Raw genomic sequence first — 17,749 nt, 5'->3', positions numbered from 1 at the left:
CCGGGCCGGATCCGTACGTCGTCCTCGTCGTACTCCCGTCGTCTGGTCGTCAGGACCTGCCCCCTCCGCCGTCAGTTCTCGCCGGTCACCATCGCCGACCATAGTGCCGGGAACTCCGGCATGGTCTTGGAGGTGCACGCCACGTCGTCCACCTCGATGCCGCCGACGACGAGCCCGACGACCGCTGCGGCGTGCGCCATCCGGTGGTCGGCGTGGGTGCGGAAGGGGCCGCCGCGCAGGGGCCGGGGCCGGATCTCCAGCCCGTCGGCGGTCTCGGTCAGGTCGGCCCCGAGGGCGGTGAAGCCGCTGGCCAGGGCGGCCAGCCGGTCGGTCTCGTGCCCCCGGATGTGCCCGACCCCGGTGAAGGTGGACGGCGAGTCGGCCAGCAGGGCCAGTGCGGTCAGCACCGGGGTCAGCTCGCTGACGTCGGACAGGTCGGCGGACAGGCCGTGCACGGTGCCGGTGCCGCGGACGGTCAGCCCCGTGGTGGTCAGGGTCACCTCGCCGCCCATCCGGTGCAGCAGGGAGCGGAGCTGTTCGATCGGCTGGACACTGCTGTGCGGCCAGCCCCGCAACGTCACCTCACCGCCGGTGAGCAGGGCGGCGGCGAAGAACGGCACCGCGCCGGAGAGGTCGGGCTCGATCTCCCAGCTCCGGCCGGCGAGCGGTCCCGGCTCGACCACCCAGAGGTCGGGAACGCTGTCGTCGACGGCCGCCCCGGCGGCCCGCAGCATCTGCACCGTCATCCGCAGGTGCGGTGCGGACGGCACCGGCGGCCCCTCGTGCCGGACCACCACGCCCCGGTCGAAGCGCGCCCCGGCGAGCAGCAGGCCGGAGACGAGCTGACTGGAGGCGGAGGCGTCGATCACCACCTCGCCGCCGGTGACCCGGCCGCCGCCCTGCACCACCAGGGGCAGGCTGCCGGTGGCCGGCGCGTCGATCCGGACGCCGAGCGAGCGCAGCGCGCCGATCAGCGGGCCGAGCGGCCGGACCCGGGCCTGCGGGTCGCCGTCGAAGGTGACCCGGCCCTCGGTGAGGCCGGCGACCGGCGGGACGAACCGCATCACCGTGCCGGCGAGCCCCACGTCGACGTGGGCCGGGCCGACCAGCCGGTGCGGCCGGACCAGCCAGCGCTCGTCGTCGGAGAGCGACACGTGCGCGCCCATCGCGCGCAGCCCGCCCGCCATCAACTCGGTGTCCCGGGCGCGCAGCGGCCCGTGCAGCGTCGACGGGCCGCCGGCCAGCGCGCTGAGCACCAGGGCGCGGGCGGTCATCGACTTGGAGCCGGGCAGGCGCAGCGTCGCCGTCACCGGGTCGCTGGCGGTCGGTGCGGTCCAGGGCTGTTGCGCACGGGTGGCGGTCAGGTTTCCCACGGTCACATTCTGCCAACCCGGCGCGGTCGTCGGACCGGTCGTCGGTCGACTCCCGGCTGTCGGGACAGCCGCCGGTGGCGCGGCGGGTTACCGTGGGCGCCATGTGCGGCAGGTACGCGACGACCCGGAGCGCCGGCGACCTGAGCGCCGTCTTCGAGGCGTCGGACGACACCGACGGCGGGCTCCGGCCCGACCACAACGTCGCGCCGACCGACCCGGTGCCGGTGGTCCGGGTCGACCCGGACCGGGGGCGGGTGCTCTCGGTGGGGCGCTGGGGGCTGGTGCCGCACTGGGCGACGTCGACCGCCGGGGCCGCCCGCATGATCAACGCGCGGGTCGAGACGGTCGCCACCAGCCGGGCGTACGCCGTGCCGTTCGCCCGCCGCCGCTGCCTGGTCCCGGCCGACGGCTGGTACGAGTGGGTGCGCCGGCCCACCGGCGGCAAGCAGCCGTACTTCATGACCCCGCGCGACGGGTCGGTGCTGGCGTTGGCCGGCATCTGGTCGGCCGGGGAGTCGTCGCTGACCTTCAGCGTGCTCACCACGGCGGCGGTGGGCGAACTGGCCGAGGTGCACGACCGGATGCCGCTGCTGCTGCCCGCCGACCGGTGGGCGGACTGGCTGGCGCCGGCCGACGATCCTGCGGCGTTGCTCGTCCCCCCGTCGCCGCGGTGGCTGGCCGGGCTGGAGATCCGGCCGGTCGGTCGGGCGGTGGGCGACGTCCGTAACGACGGCCCCGGGTTGACCGAGCGGGTGGCGGTGGACCGGGAACGCTCCCACGGGGAGAGCGCGCTGTTCTGATCGCGATAGGTGACATTGGCGCGTACGAATTAGCCGAGTTGTGGATGAAAAGTCGCTCGGACCTTTCGCCATCTTTCCGGCACACCTCTTGTCCCGGTAGCCGAGAGTGCGATAGAACACAGCGCTGGCACTGGGAGCGTCTTCGCGCAGTGCGAACGACGCCGGTCGATCTTGCCGGTCCCACGGGGGAGGTGGGTGCGATGACCCGGGCGCGTATGCCCCGACCACACGAGGTGGCCGCCGCACGACGGGATCCGCGACTGCTGCGGGCACTGCGGGACCGCCGTTCCGACGAGGCCTGGCGTACCAGAGGAACCTGCCAGAGCGTGGATCCGGAGACGTTCTTTCCGGCACCCAACGAACCGGCCGACGCGGCGATCGAGCTGTGCCGCGGCTGTGACGTCCAGGGCTCCTGCCTGGCCTGGGCACTGGAGGTGGGCGACACCCACGGGGTGTGGGGCGGCACCACGCCCCGCGAGCGGCGGGCGATGCTGGTCGCCTGGCGCGGCGAGGTCGAGTCCGATCCCGACGCCGCCGACGCCGCCGGCCCACCGGTCCGGGACCGCCTGCTCACCCTGGTGCCGTTGAGCTGAGCGCTGGTGCCGTAGGGCCGCATCCCGGTGCCGTTGAGCTGACCCGTGCGCCGGGGACGGCGCAGAATGACCGGGTGCCGCACCTCGCGTCGTTCGACACCCCCCGTGGCCCGGCCCGGGTCGACACCGACCTGCCGGCGGGTACCCCGGTGTCCCTGCTCGTGCTCGGCCACGGGGCGGGCGGATCGGTGGACGCGCCCGACCTGCTGGCCCTGCGGGACGCCGCGTGCGGGGCCGGGGTGGTGGTGGCCCGGATGACCCAGCCCTACCGGGTGGCCGGTCGCCGGGCGCCGGCCCCCGCTAGGCACCTGGACGAGGCGTGGACGGCGGTCCTGGCCGTGCTGCGCGACCGGCATCCCGACGTGCCGCTGCTGGTCGGCGGGCGGTCCAGCGGTGCCCGGGTGGCCTGCCGGACGGCGCGCACGGTGGGCGCGGTCGGAGTGGTCGCGCTGGCCTTCCCGCTGCACCCGCCCGGCCGCCCGGAGCGGTCCCGGGCCGACGAACTGGCCACCGGGCTGCCGACGCTGGTCGTCAACGGCGACCGGGATCCGTTCGGGGTACCCGCCGCCGGTGTCCCGGTCGAGGTGGTGGTGCGCCGTGGTGAACGTCACGACCTGCGCCAGGACCCGCCCGGGGTGGCCGGCGCGGTGCTCGCCTGGCTGCGGACCCGGCGGTGGGCGCGGTGACCGGTTCCGAGCCCTGCGCGAACCGCTCCGCCCGCGGGCGGTTGGGCGGCCGACCGGCGCTGCGCCGAAGGTCCGCCGCAGCGCGGCCGGGGCCGGGCGAGGGGACGGTCGGCGGGCCGGCCACCCGTTTCCGCCCCGGCGGAGCCGTCGTTGCATCCGGTGGTGTCGGCCTTCCGGTTCGGGTGGTCGGGACCGTCCCTCCCAGGCCCTTCCTGGTCCCAGCCCTCCGGTAGCCGACCGGGCGGGCCGGGACCAGGAGCGGGGGCCGGTGGAATGTCCGGCCCACGGGCGGGCGTTACGACTCCCGGACGAGAAATCTGGCGAGGGGGGTGTGACCGGTGCCGACCGAGACACGGAGCCGGGAGCGTGACGAGCGGGGCGCGCGGCGGCTCAGGCGGCTGCTGGACGGTCCGGACTGGCCGGCGGTGGGGGACGGCGCCGCGGCGGTGAGCACCGGCACACCCGGCGGAACCGAAGCTGCGGACCGGTTCGTCCGCGTATCCTCGGCGGGACAGCATCCGACGCGAGGGGATGTGCGGTTGACCACCGAGAAGACGGACGAGCGCAGGGCCCGCTTCGAGCGGGACGCAATGCCCTTCGTCGATCAGCTCTACGCTGCCGGGCTGCGGATGACGCGGAACCCGGCCGACGCCGAGGACCTGGTCCAGGAGACGTACCTGAAGGCGTACGCCGCCTTCCACCAGTTCGAGCAGGGCACCAACCTGAAGGCCTGGCTCTACCGGATCCTGACCAACACCTACATCAACTCCTACCGCAAGCGGCAGCGCCAGCCCATCCAGGCGCCCACCGAGGAGATCACCGACTGGCAGCTCGCCGAGGCCGAGTCGCACACCTCCAGCGGGTTGCGGTCGGCGGAGACCGAGGCGCTGGACCGGCTGCCGGACAGCGACGTCAAGGACGCGCTCCAGCAGCTGCCGGAGGAGTTCCGCCTCGCGGTCTACCTCACCGACGTCGAGGGTTTCTCGTACAAGGAGGTCGCCGACATCATGGGCACGCCGATCGGCACCGTGATGTCCCGGCTGCACCGCGGGCGTCGTAATCTGCGCAAGCTGCTCGAGCGGTACGCCGCCGAGCGGGGGTTCAGCGCCGCCCAGCCCGCGAAGGGCTCCACCGCCGCTGCCAGCCGGGAGGTGTGACGTGAGCTGTGGGAAGCCGCACGAGACGGACTGCCGGGAAGTGCTCGCCGAGGTCTACCTCTACCTGGACCTGGAGTGCGCCGAGGAGCGTCGCTCGCTGATCCGTTACCACCTGGACGAGTGCGGGCCGTGCCTGCGTGAGTACGGCATCGAGCAGGAGGTACGGGCGTTGGTGGCGCGGTGCTGCGGCAACGAGACCGCCCCCGACCAGTTGCGGGAGCGGTTGCGGGTGCGCCTCACCGAGCTGGTGGTCTTCGAGGCCAGCGAGTCACGCGAACTCGCCGAGTAGGGCGTACGACGACGGTGGCCCGGGTCGGTCCGACCCGGGCCACCGGCCTGTCCGGCTCCGGGCCGGACCTGGTGTCGCGACGGACGTCCGTCGGTAGACTCAGGAGTTGGGACGCTTGCCGTGGTTCGCGCTGCTCTTCTTGCGGGCCTTCTTCTTGCGGGCCTTCTTCGCCATGTTGACCTCCTCGTGATGGGTCCGACCCCTGCCGCGGCGACCCTCGGCACCGGTGCCGCCGCCGGTCCACCCGGCGTCGGGGTCCGACCCGATGATGCTAGTGCGACCGGCCCCTGCCACCGCGCCGGGGCGGCGACGGTACCCCGGTCGGTGCGCGGACACCGGTGGATCCGGTGCCGCGCTCACCGCGCCCGGGGCCGCACTCCGCTGTCGCGCTCCCTGCCCGTGCAGGGCCGGCACGTGATTGGATACCGACGCAGACACACCCGGTGAAGAGGGAGGGCCGTGATGGCCGAGGAGATCCGCGCCGAGATGGTGGCCAACGTGTGGAAGGTCGTGGCGTCGACCGGGGACAGCGTGTCGGAGGGGGACACGTTGGTGATCCTGGAGTCGATGAAGATGGAGATCCCGGTCCTCGCCGAGTCCGACGGCGTGGTCGAGCAGCTCGCGGTCAACGAGGGCGACGTGGTGCAGGACGGTGACCTGATCGCGGTGATCGGTTGATCACCGGGGACCGGCCGGCCGGGCTGCCGGTCCGGCGGGCGACGCCGGCCGAGTTCGCGGCGGTGGCCCGGCTGACCGTCGCCGCGTACGAGGCCGACGGCCAGCTCAAGGGCGAGAACGGCTACGAGGTGACGCTGGCCGACGTGGCCACCCGGGCGGCGGAGGGTGAGGTCCTGGTCGCCGTCGACCCGACGACCGGGGCGGTGCTCGGCTCGGTCACCTTCGTGCTGCCCGGCAGCCCGTACGCGGAGTTGTCCGGGCCGGGCGAGGCGGAGTTCCGGATGCTGGCGGTGGATCCGGCCGCCCAGGGGCGGGGGGCGGGCGTGGCGCTGGTCCGGGCCTGCCTGTCCCGGGCCGCCGCACAGGGCTGTTCCGCGGTGGTCATCTGTGTGCGCAGCGGGCTCGCCGAGGCCGCCCACCGGTTGTACGCGGGGCTCGGCTTCGTCCGTACCCCGGCGCGGGACTGGTCGCCGTTGCCGGGCGTCGACCTGCTCGCCCTGCGCTACGAGCTACCCTAAGGGCCGGCCTGACCGGCACGGGTCGTACGCCGGGCGCGTCGGCCCGGCAGGGGTGCTACGCCGGGCGCGTCGGCCCGGCAGGGGTGCTACGCCGGGACGCGGCGGCCCGGTGCCGGTCTAGTCGTCGAAGCCGGCCAGCAGCTCGTCGGCTACCTCCAGGGCGATCGCCTTGCGTTCGTCGTCGCTGATGTCCGGGTTCCGGACGGCGAACCAGCTGCTGTGCACGGCGAACAGGAGCAGGGCCGCCCGGATCTGGGCCCGGGGCGAGTCGTCGCCGAGGCAGATGGCGTCGGCGAGCCGGTACATCCGTTCCCGCATCTGCTGGCCGGCGGTGAGGCTCTTGAGCACCGTCTGGTTCTGCTCGAAGAAGCGCATCACCGGGGGCTGCCCGGCGGCGAACATCGTGTCGGCGTACTGGCTGACCAGGGCGCGTCGGGTGGCCCGGGTGGCCGGTTGCCCGTGCGCCCAGTCGATCAGCTCGTCCATCCGGTGCAGCCGGTCCTCGACGTAGCTGTTGACGATCTCCTCTTTGCTCTTGAAGTGGTAGTAGAGGGCGGCCTTGGTCACGCCGAGCCGTTCGGCGATCTCCCGCAGCGAGGTCTTCTCGTAGCCCTGCTCGGTGAAGAGCTCCAGTGCGACGGCCTGGATGCGCTCCCGTGTGCCGCCTGTGCCCTGACTCACCTGCACCACCCAACTCACTTGACGGGTCACTGCCACCCAACTTACCGTGCGGCTAGTAAGGTGACTAGCCGGGCGGCAAGTAAGTGCGACAGATCTCCGGGGGAGCTTACCCATGACTCAGGAAACCCAGGCGACGGCGAAACCCAACATCAGGGTGGTGCTGTTCGGTCTGATGATCGCGATGATGCTCGCGATGCTCGACAACATGATCGTCAGCACGGCGCTCCCGCGGATCGTCAGCGAGTTCGGCGGCGTCAACCACTTCACCTGGGTGGTCACCGCGTACGTGCTGGGCACCACCGTCTCCACCCCGATCTGGGGCAAGCTGGGCGACCTGTACGGCCGCAAGGCGGTCTTCCTGACCTCGGTGGTCATCTTCCTGATCGGGTCGGCGCTCTGCGGGATGTCCGGTTCGGAGCTGCTGGGCGGCACCGACAACGGGATGGTCGAGCTGATCGCGTTCCGCGCGCTCCAGGGTCTCGGCGCGGGTGGCCTGATGGTCGGCGTGATGGCGATCATCGGCGACCTGGTGCCACCCCGGGAGCGGGGCCGGTACCAGGGCATGATCGCCGGGATCATGGCGGTCGCCATGGTCGCCGGCCCGCTGGTCGGCGGCTTCATCACCGACCACCTCTCCTGGCGCTGGGCGTTCTACGTCAACCTGCCGCTCGGCGGCCTCGCGCTGCTGATCCTGGCCACCACCATGCACCTGCCGAAGTACCGGACCGAGCACAAGATCGACTGGCTGGGCGCGGCGTTGCTCTCCGTCGGCATCACCGCGATCGTGCTGGTCACCACGTGGGGCGGCAACGAGTACGACTGGACCTCCCCGCAGATCCTCGGGCTCGCCGCGCTGGCGCTGGTCAGCCTGTTCGTCTTCGGTCTGGTCGAGCGGCGGGTCGTCGAACCGATCCTGCCGCTGGGCCTGTTCGCCAGCCGCAACTTCACGCTGATCTCGGCGATCGCCTTCCTGCTCGGCTTCGCGATGTTCGGCGCGATGAACTTCCTGCCGCTCTACCAGCAGACCGTGCAGGGCGCCTCGGCCACCAACAGCGGCCTGCTCCTGCTCCCCCTGATGTTCGGAATGCTGGTGGTCTCCCTGGTGGTCGGTAGGGCCATCACGAAGACCGGTCGCTACCGGGTGTTCCCGATCGCCGGGGGCGTGCTGATGGCGGTCGGCATGGCGCTGCTGTCCCGGCTGGAGGTCGACACCGGCAAGCTCGAGTCGTCGCTGTACATGCTGGTCCTCGGTGCCGGCATGGGCTTCCTGATGCAGACCTCGATGCTGATCGCGCAGAACAGTGTCGAGCAGCGGGACCTCGGCGCGGCCAGCGGCGCGGCCACCTTCTTCCGGTCCATCGGTGGCTCGTTCGGCATCTCGCTGTTCGGCGCGATCTTCGCCAACCGGCTCGCCGGCTCGTCCGCCGGCGGCGCCTTCGACGGCGGCACCGGTGAGGGCCGGGGACTGGACCTGGAGAAGCTCGGGGAACTCCCGGCGCAGGCGCGTGAGGCGGTGCTCGGCGGTCTCTCCGACGCCATCGCGCACGTCTTCTTCTGGGCGATGGTCATCACGGTCGCGGTGCCGGTGCTCGCCTGGTTCATCCGGGAGATCCCGCTGCGCACGGCGAACGACGTCCCGTCGACGCAGGCCACCGGCGAGGAGCAGGCCGAGGTCGCCCTCAGCAGGGCACCGGTCTCCTGAGTCGTCCGGCGCGGCCGGTCCGCCCCCACCCGGGGCGCGGGCCGGCCGCGTCGCCGGGCGACCCCGGGCACGGACCCGCGTCGCCGTGCCGCCCGGGGCGGACCGGCACGGCCGCCGCACGGCCCCGGGCGCGGGCCGACCGCACCGTCGCGTCGTCAGGGGCGTCCGTCCCGCCGCCGGCTCACCCGGGTCGGACCGGTCGTCGACGGCGACGACGCAGCACGGTGGTGAGCCGCCGCCAGGCGCGGCCCAGCCGACCGGGCCGGCCGGCCCGGGCCGGGGCGACGAGCAGCCGGTGGGCCAGCGCGGTGGTGGTCGGGTCCACGGCCGGGGTGGCCAGCGCCAGGTGGGCCAGGGAGACGGCGATCGGCACCGGCCGGTCCTGCGCGACGGCCGCCACGTCGGCGAGGCGCTCGGCCACCAGCCCGGCCACGTCGGCGCGTACCGCCGGATCCACCCAGGCGGCGGTGACCAGCGCGAACAGCGCCGCTTCGGTGATCCAGTCCTCGACGCCCCAGATCAGTTCCACCAGCACCCGGCGGCGGGTCGAGGTGGCCCACTCCTCGTCGGTGCGGTGGTGCAGCAGCCCGAGGCAGGCCCAGACCTGCGCGCAGCGGACCCAGAGCGACGGATCCTGGCCGGTGAGCACCCGGCCCAGCGCGGTGGGCGGCGGCTCGGGCGGGTGTACCAGCAGGCCCAGCAGGTCGGCCAGGTCCAGGGTGGCGAGGCCGACCGCCGCGTCGTACGCGGCCGGCGGGTGCGGCCACGCCGGGTGGGCGAGCTGGCGTACCCGGTCGGCGGCGGCGGTCGACGGGGTCGGCAGGGTCGGCGCGGCGGTGGTGCCGTCGTAGCGCCAGAGCCGGCACTCGGTGGCCCGGCGCGGCTCCCGCGGATCCGGGTCGGCGACCCCGGTCACCTCGACGTAGAGGCCGGGCACGGCGGCGGTGACGGTACGCATCGCGCTCGGCGGCTCCAGGCTGTCGAGGTGCACCGCCGCGTCGGGGAGGCCGTCGGCGGCGAGCGCCCGGCGCAGCGCGTCGACCATCGCGCCGGTGGCCGGGGTGACCTGCCCCAGCCAGGGCCGGCTCCGGCAGGACTCGGCGAGGTCGGTGTGCTCGTGGCTGTCGTCGGGGTGGTCCCGGGTGAAGTCGGCCAGGGCGACCAGGTGGCCGACGTCGCCGTCGCGCAGGAAACGCAGCCGGTGCGCGGTGTGCACCGCGCAGTCGAAGGTCGGGTCGCGGGCCAGCGCCCGGTCGATCCAGCCGAGGGCCTGGTCGAGCCGGCCGTGGTCGGCCAGGGTGCCGGCGATGTCCGCGTAGACGGCGAGGTCGTCGGGGTCGTGCCCGACGGCCCGCTCCAGCGCGGCCAGGGCCTCCCGGGTCCGGCCGGCGCTGCGGTACGCGTACCCGAGCCACACCTCGCCGAGCTTGGACGGCGCGAGGCGTACCCCCCGGCTGGCCCAGGTGACCGCCAGGGTGACCTCGCCGAGCCGCCGGGCCAGCGCGGACGCCGCGCCGAGCAGCAGGGCGTGCCGGGGGTACGCGGCGACCGCGTGCCGGGCAAGGGTGAGGTAGGGCTGGAGGGGCGCCCGCCCGATCCGGGGCACCGGGTCCGGCGCGGCGGCGCAGACCTGCATCAGGATCCGGGCGCACCGCTCCGGGTCGAGTCGTCCGGCGAGGTCGGGATCGGTCACCCAGGGCACTGCGGCCCAGTCGACGCCGGGCGCGTGGCCGGTGGCGGCGACCAGCAGGTCCAGCCCTTCCGCCGGGCGGCCGGCGGCGGCGAGCAGGTGGGCGCGGGCGACGACGGCCCCGATGTGTGCGCGCTGGCCGAGCGGGAAGAGGTCGAGGCCCCCGCCGGAGGCGGCGGCGATCCGGGTGAGCGTCTCGTGCGTGTCGGGCAGGGTCGGTGCCAGCACCAGCGCGGCGGCGAGGTGGTCGGCGGCGTGGGTCAGGTCGCCCTCGTCGAGGGCGAGCCGGGCGAGGGCGAGTTCCTCTGCCGCGGTCAGCGCGGGCGGCTCCTCCGACACGTCGGCCTTTCGTCTCGCAGGGGTTGCCAGGGCTGGGCAAGCGTAGGGGATGCCGGCAACATGTGTGGATCTTCTGCGCATTACTGCTCACATCAGTGGTGAGGGCGACTGAATAGTGCAAGAATGAACATGAAACGCGCGTCTATCGCGCAGTGAGAGGAGTCCCCGTGACACAGCCAGGGGCCGGGATGGCCGCCGACATCGACGAGCAGCCCGCCGGTTACGCCCGGCTGCTCTCCGCCGGGCCCGCCGGGGAGATCGCCCGGGTCGCGGCGGCCGTCGCACGACGCCGCCCCCGGCACGTGGTGTTCACTGCCCGGGGCACCTCTGACCACGCCGCCCTCTACGGGGCCTACCTCACCGAGATCCGGCTCGGGCTGCCCGCCGGCCTCGCCTCGCCCAGCGCGGTCACCGTCTACGGTGCCCGCCCCGACCTGTCCGGGGCGCTGGTGGTCGGGGTGAGCCAGAGCGGTGGCTCACCCGACCTCACCGAGGTGCTGCGTACCGCCCGTGACGCCGGCGCGCTCACCCTGGCGGTCACCAACGCCCCCGACTCGCCGCTGGCGCGGGCCGCCGAGCTGAGCGTGGACATCGCCGCCGGGCACGAGCGGGCGGTCGCCGCGACCAAGACGTACACCGCCGAGCTGCTCGCCCTGCTGCTGCTGGTGGAGGGGATCCGGGCCGGCGACGGCGTGCTGCCGGCCGACCAGCGGGCCGCCCTGGAGCGCCTGCCCGAGCTGGCCGAGCGGACCCTCGCCGACCCCACCCCGACCCAGCTCGCCCCGCGCTACCGGTTCGCCGGCCAGCTCGTCACCACCGGCCGGGGGTACGCGTACCCGACCGCCCGGGAGGCGGCGCTGAAGCTGATGGAGACGTCCTACCTGCCGGCGCTGGCCTTCTCCGGGGCCGACCTGCTGCACGGTCCGCTGGCGATGACCGACCCGGACGTCCCGGTGCTGGCCGTGGTCGGCTCCGGCCCCGGTGGCCGGTCCATGGGCGAGGTGCTGCCCCGGCTCGGCGAGCGGCGGGCCGACGTGGTGGTGGTCGGCTCAGCCGAGGTCGAGGGGGCCACCCGGATGGCGGTGCCCGAGGTCGACGAGCGGTACGCCCCGCTGCTGGACATCCTGCCGTTGCAGCGCCTCGCGCTGGCCCTGGCGCTGGCCCGGGGCGAGGACCCGGACGCCCCGCGCGGCCTGAAGAAGGTCACCGCGACGATGTGACGGGTCGGCCAGCGGGACGGGACACCGGCGGCCGTGGCACGCTGTGTCCGTGTCCACGCTGCGCGACCTCGCCGAGGAGCACACGAAGCTCCGCCCGGCCGACATCGACCACCTGCACCGGATCGCCGGTGACTGGCAGTTGCTGTCCGACCTGTCCTTCGCCGACCTGCTGCTGTGGGTGCCGGTGGACGACGACGGCACGTTCCTCTGCGTCGCCCAGGTCCGCCCGACGACCGCGCCGACGGCCTACCTGGACGACCAGGTGGGACGGATCGTGGGCGGGCCGGAGGTGGCCCACCTGGAGGTGGCGTACCGGCAGGGCCGGATCTGGCGGGAGGGCGACCCGGTCTGGTACGGCGACGTGCCGGCCCGGCACGAGGCGATCCCGGTGCGGCTGCGCACCGCCGAGGGGGAGGCCGGCGAGGTGATCGCGGTGGTCGGCCGGGACACCAACCTGTCCACCGCCCGCACCCCCAGCCAGTTGGAGCTGAACTACCTGACCACCGCCGACGACCTGGCCCAGATGATCGCCGACGGCACCTTCCCGCCGCCCCGGCACCCGGGCGAGACCACCTCGGCGCCCCGGGTCGGCGACGGGCTGGTCCGCCTCGACGCGGGCGGCAAGGTCACCTACGCCAGTCCGAACGCGCAGTCGGCGTACCGCCGGTTGGGCTACGCCTCCCATCTGGTGGGCGAGGATCTGGCCAAGCTGCACCGCCGGCTGGCCAGCGACCCGTTGGACGGCACCGAGGCGGCCAACGGCATCCTCGCCGCGCTACGCGGCGAGGGTCCGCCCCGCCGGGAGATCGACGCCCGGGGGGCCACCATGCTCACCCGCGCCCTGCCGCTGATGCCCGCCGGGGTGCCGATCGGCGCGCTGGTCCTGGTCCGCGACATCACCGAGGTACGCCGCCGGGACCGGGCACTGATCACCAAGGACGCCACCATCCGGGAGATCCACCACCGGGTGAAGAACAACCTCCAGACCGTCGCCGCGCTGCTGCGCCTCCAGGCCCGCCGGGTGTCGATGCCGGAGGCCCGGGTCGCCCTGGAGGAGTCGGTACGCCGGGTCGCCTCCATCGCCCTGGTGCACGAGACGCTCTCCATGTCCAGCGACGAGGCGGTCGAGTTCGACGGGATCGTCGACCGGGTGGCGAGCGCGGCGACCGAGGTGGCCGCGACCGAGGTGAGCGTCGGGATGCGCCGGACCGGCAGTTTCGGGGTGCTGCCCGCCGAGATCGCCACCTCGCTGGTGATGGTGCTCAACGAATTGCTGCTCAACGCGGTCGAGCACGGGTTCCCGCCGGTCGAGGAGGGCGGCGAGGCGCCGGAGCCGGACGTCCGGCCGGAGGTGGTCGTCTCGGCCCACCGGCACCGTAAGCAGCTGCACGTCTCGGTGACCGACAACGGGCGCGGGTTGCCGGCCGAGTTCGACGCCGACCGGGGCGGGCGGCTCGGCCTCCAGATCGTCCGGGCGCTGGTCACCGGGGAACTGCGCGGCAGCATCGAGCTGCGTCCCGGCCCGACCGGCGGCACCGAGGCGGCGCTGGTGCTCCCGCTGGCCAAGACCTGAACCGGGCCGTCCGACGGTACGGTGGCCCGCCGGTGACGCCGGGATGAAGATGAGTGGATTGACGTGCGATCTGCGATCCGATACGCCTTTCAGGCGATTCGCGGGCATTGACACCTTGCGGCCGACTGAATAGTTTTCTAGCTTCACCACCAAGCAGACACGGCCAGTTCACCGTGCCCGGCTTCCCTGGACGCGTCCGGCGACATCCCGCTCGCCCTGTCGGGGGAGTGCGTGCGGCCGGCGAACGGGGGAGACGAAGCGATGACCTCACCGCCTGCGGTCGATCCGGCCGCGGTGCTGTCGCCGACCGCGGAGTTCCGGGTTCCGCGTCAGGTCTCGAAGTGGACCCCACGCAGGCCCTCCGACGCCGCGCACCGGCCCGCGTACGCCCCGGTGCCGCTGCCGCCGACGGACGCCGAGCTGGTCTCCTACCGCAAGCGGCGGCTGGCCGCGCTGGTGGTGCCGTCGCTGGTCAGCTTCGGTTGCCTGATCACCAGCCAACTGCTCTTCGTCCGGCTGACCCCGTGGCTCTGGCTGCTCGCCCCGCTGCTGTTCTTCACGATCGCCTACTACCTCGTCTCGCTGGCGGTCAACCTGTTCACCCCGGGCTTCGACCTGGCCCGCCACCAGGAGCTGGTCCGCACCTGGCGACCGGCCCGCTACCCGAGCGTCGACGTCTTCCTGCCGGTCTGCGGTGAGCCCCCGCACGTGCTGCGCAACACCTGGGAGCACGTCCGGGCGATGGCCGGCCACTACCGGGGCGCGGTCACCGTCTACGTGCTCGACGACTCGCCGAACGAGGCGATGGAACGGATGGCGCTCGCCTTCGGCTTCGTCTACCAGCGGCGACCCAACCGGGGCTGGTTCAAGAAGGCCGGCAACATGCGGTACGCCTTCGAGCGCACCATGAGCGACTTCATCCTGGTCCTCGACGCCGACTTCGTCCCCCGCAGGGACATGCTCGACCAGATGCTGCCCTGGTTCGACGCCGAGCCCCGGGCGGGCATCGTGCAGTCGCCGCAGTACTTCCGGGTGCACCTGGGGCAGACCTGGGTGGAGCGGGGGGCCGGCGCGGTGCAGGAGCTGTTCTACCGGTCGGTGCAGGTGTCCCGGCAGGCCCACGACTCGGCGATCTGCGTGGGCAGTTGCGCCGTCTACCGCCGTGACGCGCTCTTCTCCATCGGCGGGTCCACCCTCATCGAGCATTCCGAGGACGTGCACACCGGCTTCGACCTGCGGATGAAGGGGTGGAATCTGCGCTACATCCCGGTCGTGCTGGCCGCCGGGCTCTGCCCGTCGGACGTGGACTCGTTCTTCACCCAGCAGTACCGCTGGTGCGCCGGCTCGATGAGCCTGCTCGGGTCGAGGAAGTTCTGGTCGACGAAACTGCGCCTGCGGGCCCGGCTGAGCTACCTCTCCGGCTTCTGCTACTACCTGCACACCGGGCTGTTCACCTTCGTCGCGCCGGTCATCCCGGTGCTGATGCTGACCGCGTTCGCGCACCGGATCGCGCTGGCCAACTACCTGCTGATCCTGCCCAGCGTGGTCTACAACCTGATCGTCTTCCCGCTCTGGCACCGCAGCCGCTACGGCCTGGAGAGCTGGACGGTCAAGATGATCTACGGCTGGGCGCACGCCTTCGCCATCATCGACATCGTCCGGGGCCGGCGGATGGGCTGGCAGCCCACCGGCGGCACCGCCAAGAAGAGCAAGACCCGCCGGCTGTGGACCGGCATGAGGATCTGGACCGCCGGCACCGGGCTGGTCTGGGCCGGCGTCGCCGGGTGGCGGATGCTCGTCGAACCGGAACCCTGGATCTTCGTGCCGGCCCTGCTCAGCGCCGTGTTCTACCTGGCCGTCGTCGGGCAGGCGCTGCTGGTCGACCCGGCACGCGACGTCGAGGTCGTGCGGTGAGGACGAAGTACCTGGTCACCTTCCTGCTGGTGCTCGCGTTGGCCTTCACCGAGTTCGCCGTGCTGCGCCGGATCGACATCACCGTCGCCGGGGCGGTCGGCGGACCGGGCGGGGCCGCCGCCGAGGAACAGGTCCCGGCGTACGACGTCACCGCGCTGAAGTCGCCGAAGGGCAAGTACCTCGGCGTCACCGTGGCCGGCGGCGCGGAGATGGCGCGGGTCCGCGCGTTCGCCGCGGAGACCGGCAAGACCCCGAACCTGGTGGCGATCTTCGAGAGCTTCGACGACAGGTTCGCCGCCAGCGAGGTCCGCGAGCTGCACCACTACGGCGCGCTGGCGGTGATCCGCTGGGAGCCGTACGACGTGCCGCTGCGGGACATCGCCGCCGGCAAGCACGACGCGTACGTCAAGGAGTTCGCCACCGCCGTGCGCACCCTCAACCTGCCGATCGCCCTCACCTTCGCCCACGAGATGAACGGGCACTGGTACTCCTGGGGGACGAAGCAGACCAGGGCCGCCGAGTACGTCGCCGCCTGGCGGCACCTGCACGACATCTTCACCCAGCAGGGCGCCACCAACGTGATCTGGACCTGGACCCCGAACGTCGTCAACTACCTGCGCAAGGTCAGCATCAGGGCGCTCTACCCCGGGGACGCCTACGTCGACTGGGTGGGCATGGACGGCTACTACACCAACCGGGGGCCCAAGACGTTCCAGGACCTCTTCGTCCCGACGATCACCCAGATCCGCACCTTCACCCGGCGTCCGCTGCTGATCGTGGAGACCGGAGCCGAACCGAGCAGCCGGCGACCGGCCCAGATCACCGACCTGCTCACCAACGTGGCCCGGCGTCGGGACATCATCGGGGTGGCCTACTTCAACATCAACGGCTCCGGGAAGTGGAACATCGACCGGGACGACGCCGCGCTGCGCGCGTTCCGCCGGTCCGCCGCGAAGGACACCTTCGGCTTCGACGTCCGGACCGCGAAGTGACCGCACCGACGATCCGGTGGACCGGGCGGGCCGACCCGGCGGAGGTCACCGGCCGGGCGGCACCGGTGCGGACCGGCGGCCGGGGCGGCTGGTGGGCGCTGCTGCCGACCGTCGTCGCGCTCGGCCTCGGCTGGTGGCGGCTGGACGCCCGGGACCTGTGGAACGACGAACTGGTCACCTGGCACGTCACGTCGCTGTCGGTCGAGCAGTTCCGGATGCTGGTCGGCAACATCGACCTGGTGCACGCCGGCTACTACCTGGTCATGTCGGCGTTGACCACGGTGACCGGGGACTCGGCGACCGCCCTGCGGCTGCCCTCGGTGCTCGCGGTCGGGCTCACCGCCGGACTGGTCGCCCTGATCGGGCGGCGGCTCTTCGACACCCCGGTCGGGGTGCTGGCCGGGCTGGTCTTCGCCCTGCTGCCCACCGTCTCCCGGTACGCCCAGGAGGCCCGCTCGTACGCCCTGGTCACGCTGGCGGCGGTGGCGGCCACCTGGTACTTCCTGCGCGCGGTGGACCGGCCGACCCGGGGCCGCTGGTGGGCGTACGGCGTGCTGCTGGTGCTGGTCGGCTGGCTGCACTTCGTCGCGTTGCTGGTGGTGGTCGCGCACCTGTTCCACCTGTGGCGGTCGGTGCCCGGCGAGGAACCGCGCTGGCGGTGGGCGGCGTCCACCGCCGTCGCCGGGCTGTTCGTCCTGCCGATGCTGATCCTCGGCAGCCGGCAGTCCGGGCAGATCTCCTGGGTGGAGAACGACGCCGACGCCGTGCTCCGCTTCCTGGCGAACCTGACCGGCACGACGGCCGCGTTGGCGCTGGTCGCGGCGCTCGCCGTGCTCGCGGTGGCGGTGGCCGGCCCACGCTGGCGGGCCACGGTGCTGATGCTGCTGGTCTGGGCCGTGCTGCCCCCGGTCGCGGGCTACCTGACCTCCAGCGTGGCGCACCTCTTCCTGGCCCGGTACTTCCTGTTCACCACCCCGGCGTGGGCGCTGCTCGCCGCGTTCGCGGTCTGCCGCACCGCCCGGCTGGCGACCCGGGGGCGGGTGCCGGCGGCCTGGCTGGCCGGGGCGCTGGTGCTGCTGCCGGTGCTGGTCTGGCAGACCCTGCCGGCCCAGGAGCGGGTGCGGTCCAACGAGGCCGACGGGCAGCCCCGCTACCTCGACGCGGTGCGCTACCTGGGTAGACAGGTCAAGCCGGGCGACGGGGTCGCGTACAACGACGGGTTCGGCGGTTCCAGCGACGTGGCCCGCAAGGCCACCGACTACGGCCTGCGCGACCAGGTACGCCCCCGGGACGTCTTCGTGGCCGTACCGGCCCGGCAGACCGGTTGGCTGACCGCCCGCGAGTGCCGGGAACCGCTGCCCTGCCTCGGTGACACCGGGCGGATCTGGCTGGTGGAGACCGGGCACCTCGACGACCCGCTGGCCGGGCTGCCGCCGGCCCGGGAGGCGCTGCTGCGGCAGCGTTTCCTGATCCGGCACGTCGAGCGGTTCGACCGGGTGCGGGTGGTCCTGCTGGAGCGCAAGCCGGCCTGACCGGTGACCGTG

At 73.2% G+C, this 17,749-nt stretch carries 17 protein-coding genes; 13 read left to right on the top strand and 4 right to left on the bottom strand.

All coding sequences use genetic code 11. The annotated features are described in order from the left end of the window. Positions 1-71 precede the first annotated feature (71 nt). Positions 72-1,373 carry a 3-phosphoshikimate 1-carboxyvinyltransferase gene (gene aroA / locus O7612_RS25260; RefSeq protein ID WP_282267935.1) on the bottom strand — a complete coding sequence of 434 codons (1,302 nt, stop codon included), beginning with the start codon at positions 1,371-1,373 and terminating at the stop codon, positions 72-74. A 101-nt stretch (positions 1,374-1,474) separates the two neighbouring features. On the opposite strand from aroA, the gene O7612_RS25255 reads away from it, so the two are divergent. The 5 genes from O7612_RS25255 (at position 1,475) to rsrA (ending at position 4,898) form a co-directional block, all read left to right on the top strand. Beyond that, on the top strand, positions 1,475-2,173 hold the full coding sequence (locus O7612_RS25255) for an SOS response-associated peptidase (RefSeq protein WP_282267933.1): 699 nt from the start codon (positions 1,475-1,477) through the stop codon (positions 2,171-2,173). Between the two features lie 200 nt (positions 2,174-2,373). Further along, on the top strand, positions 2,374-2,766 hold the full coding sequence (locus O7612_RS25250) for a WhiB family transcriptional regulator (protein WP_282267931.1): 393 nt from the start codon (positions 2,374-2,376) through the stop codon (positions 2,764-2,766). A 74-nt stretch (positions 2,767-2,840) separates the two neighbouring features. Next, a complete protein-coding gene (locus tag O7612_RS25245) occupies positions 2,841-3,452 on the top strand; it encodes an alpha/beta family hydrolase (RefSeq protein ID WP_282267929.1) in 612 nt (203 codons plus the stop codon). Positions 3,453-3,790: 338 nt separating this feature from the next. Beyond that, the gene (locus O7612_RS25240) at positions 3,791-4,609 is read left to right on the top strand and encodes a sigma-70 family RNA polymerase sigma factor (protein ID WP_089004164.1); all 819 of its coding nucleotides are present in this window, start codon (positions 3,791-3,793) and stop codon (positions 4,607-4,609) included. A gap of 1 nt (position 4,610) precedes the next feature. Next, positions 4,611-4,898, top strand: a complete 288-nt coding sequence (gene rsrA / locus O7612_RS25235; RefSeq protein ID WP_067312082.1) for a mycothiol system anti-sigma-R factor — start codon at positions 4,611-4,613, stop codon at positions 4,896-4,898. 99 nt (positions 4,899-4,997) lie between these two features. Here rsrA and O7612_RS25230 read toward each other — a convergent pair whose 3' ends face one another. Next, positions 4,998-5,234, bottom strand: a complete 237-nt coding sequence (locus O7612_RS25230) for a hypothetical protein (protein WP_282267922.1) — start codon at positions 5,232-5,234, stop codon at positions 4,998-5,000. Positions 5,235-5,360: 126 nt separating this feature from the next. On the opposite strand from O7612_RS25230, the gene O7612_RS25225 reads away from it, so the two are divergent. Together O7612_RS25225 and O7612_RS25220 are read left to right on the top strand one after the other, a co-directional pair. After that, the gene (locus tag O7612_RS25225; RefSeq protein WP_067312089.1) at positions 5,361-5,576 is read left to right on the top strand and encodes a biotin/lipoyl-binding carrier protein; all 216 of its coding nucleotides are present in this window, start codon (positions 5,361-5,363) and stop codon (positions 5,574-5,576) included. A gap of 23 nt (positions 5,577-5,599) precedes the next feature. Next, positions 5,600-6,094 carry a GNAT family N-acetyltransferase gene (locus O7612_RS25220; protein WP_282274049.1) on the top strand — a complete coding sequence of 165 codons (495 nt, stop codon included), beginning with the start codon at positions 5,600-5,602 and terminating at the stop codon, positions 6,092-6,094. A 117-nt stretch (positions 6,095-6,211) separates the two neighbouring features. Here the strand turns inward: O7612_RS25220 and O7612_RS25215 are convergent, their stop codons facing one another. Beyond that, positions 6,212-6,781: a TetR/AcrR family transcriptional regulator gene (locus O7612_RS25215; RefSeq protein ID WP_282274048.1), complete on the bottom strand. Its 570-nt coding sequence runs from the start codon at positions 6,779-6,781 to the stop codon at positions 6,212-6,214. A gap of 106 nt (positions 6,782-6,887) precedes the next feature. Between O7612_RS25215 and O7612_RS25210 the strand changes: the two genes are divergently transcribed. Then, positions 6,888-8,477, top strand: coding sequence for an MDR family MFS transporter (locus O7612_RS25210; RefSeq protein WP_282267918.1), 1,590 nt, complete (start codon positions 6,888-6,890; stop codon positions 8,475-8,477). A gap of 181 nt (positions 8,478-8,658) precedes the next feature. Here O7612_RS25210 and O7612_RS25205 read toward each other — a convergent pair whose 3' ends face one another. Next, positions 8,659-10,506, bottom strand: a complete 1,848-nt coding sequence (locus O7612_RS25205; protein WP_282267916.1) for a tetratricopeptide repeat protein — start codon at positions 10,504-10,506, stop codon at positions 8,659-8,661. A gap of 188 nt (positions 10,507-10,694) precedes the next feature. Between O7612_RS25205 and O7612_RS25200 the strand changes: the two genes are divergently transcribed. The 5 genes from O7612_RS25200 to O7612_RS25180 all read left to right on the top strand — a co-directional run bounded on the left by O7612_RS25200 (position 10,695) and on the right by O7612_RS25180 (position 17,737). Continuing rightward, a complete protein-coding gene (locus tag O7612_RS25200; RefSeq protein WP_282274047.1) occupies positions 10,695-11,726 on the top strand; it encodes an SIS domain-containing protein in 1,032 nt (343 codons plus the stop codon). A 49-nt stretch (positions 11,727-11,775) separates the two neighbouring features. Continuing rightward, positions 11,776-13,299 (top strand): PAS domain-containing sensor histidine kinase, encoded by a 1,524-nt coding sequence (locus O7612_RS25195; RefSeq protein WP_282267914.1) that lies wholly within the window; start codon positions 11,776-11,778, stop codon positions 13,297-13,299. Between the two features lie 261 nt (positions 13,300-13,560). Next, complete coding sequence (locus O7612_RS25190) at positions 13,561-15,213, top strand: glycosyltransferase family 2 protein (protein ID WP_282267912.1); 1,653 nt, start codon at positions 13,561-13,563, stop codon at positions 15,211-15,213. After that, positions 15,210-16,205, top strand: a complete 996-nt coding sequence (locus O7612_RS25185) for a glycosyl hydrolase (RefSeq protein ID WP_282267910.1) — start codon at positions 15,210-15,212, stop codon at positions 16,203-16,205. Before O7612_RS25190 ends, O7612_RS25185 begins: the two co-directional genes overlap by 4 nt. Further along, entirely contained in the window at positions 16,202-17,737 is a 1,536-nt protein-coding gene (locus O7612_RS25180) for a glycosyltransferase family 39 protein (RefSeq protein ID WP_282267908.1), read from the top strand. The genes O7612_RS25185 and O7612_RS25180 overlap by 4 nt, the downstream gene beginning before the upstream one ends. Positions 17,738-17,749 lie beyond the last annotated feature (12 nt).

Origin of the sequence: Micromonospora sp. WMMD987, assembly GCF_029581435.1 — a bacterium.
Lineage (GTDB): Bacteria > Actinomycetota > Actinomycetes > Mycobacteriales > Micromonosporaceae > Micromonospora > Micromonospora rifamycinica.
Note: the sequence above shows the minus strand (reverse complement) of the source record. Positions and strands in the feature narration are given on the sequence as shown.

What these genes read in the sequence shown, in the direction of transcription:
- O7612_RS25255 (WP_282267933.1), top strand. Translation starts at nt 1,475, where the DNA reads ATGTGCGGCAGGTACGCGACGACCCGGAGCGCCGGCGACCTGAGCGCC.
- O7612_RS25200 (WP_282274047.1), top strand. Translation starts at nt 10,695, where the DNA reads ATGGCCGCCGACATCGACGAGCAGCCCGCCGGTTACGCCCGGCTGCTC.
- O7612_RS25250 (WP_282267931.1), top strand. Translation starts at nt 2,374, where the DNA reads ATGACCCGGGCGCGTATGCCCCGACCACACGAGGTGGCCGCCGCACGA.
- O7612_RS25225 (WP_067312089.1), top strand. Translation starts at nt 5,361, where the DNA reads ATGGCCGAGGAGATCCGCGCCGAGATGGTGGCCAACGTGTGGAAGGTC.
- O7612_RS25210 (WP_282267918.1), top strand. Translation starts at nt 6,888, where the DNA reads ATGACTCAGGAAACCCAGGCGACGGCGAAACCCAACATCAGGGTGGTG.
- O7612_RS25190 (WP_282267912.1), top strand. Translation starts at nt 13,561, where the DNA reads ATGACCTCACCGCCTGCGGTCGATCCGGCCGCGGTGCTGTCGCCGACC.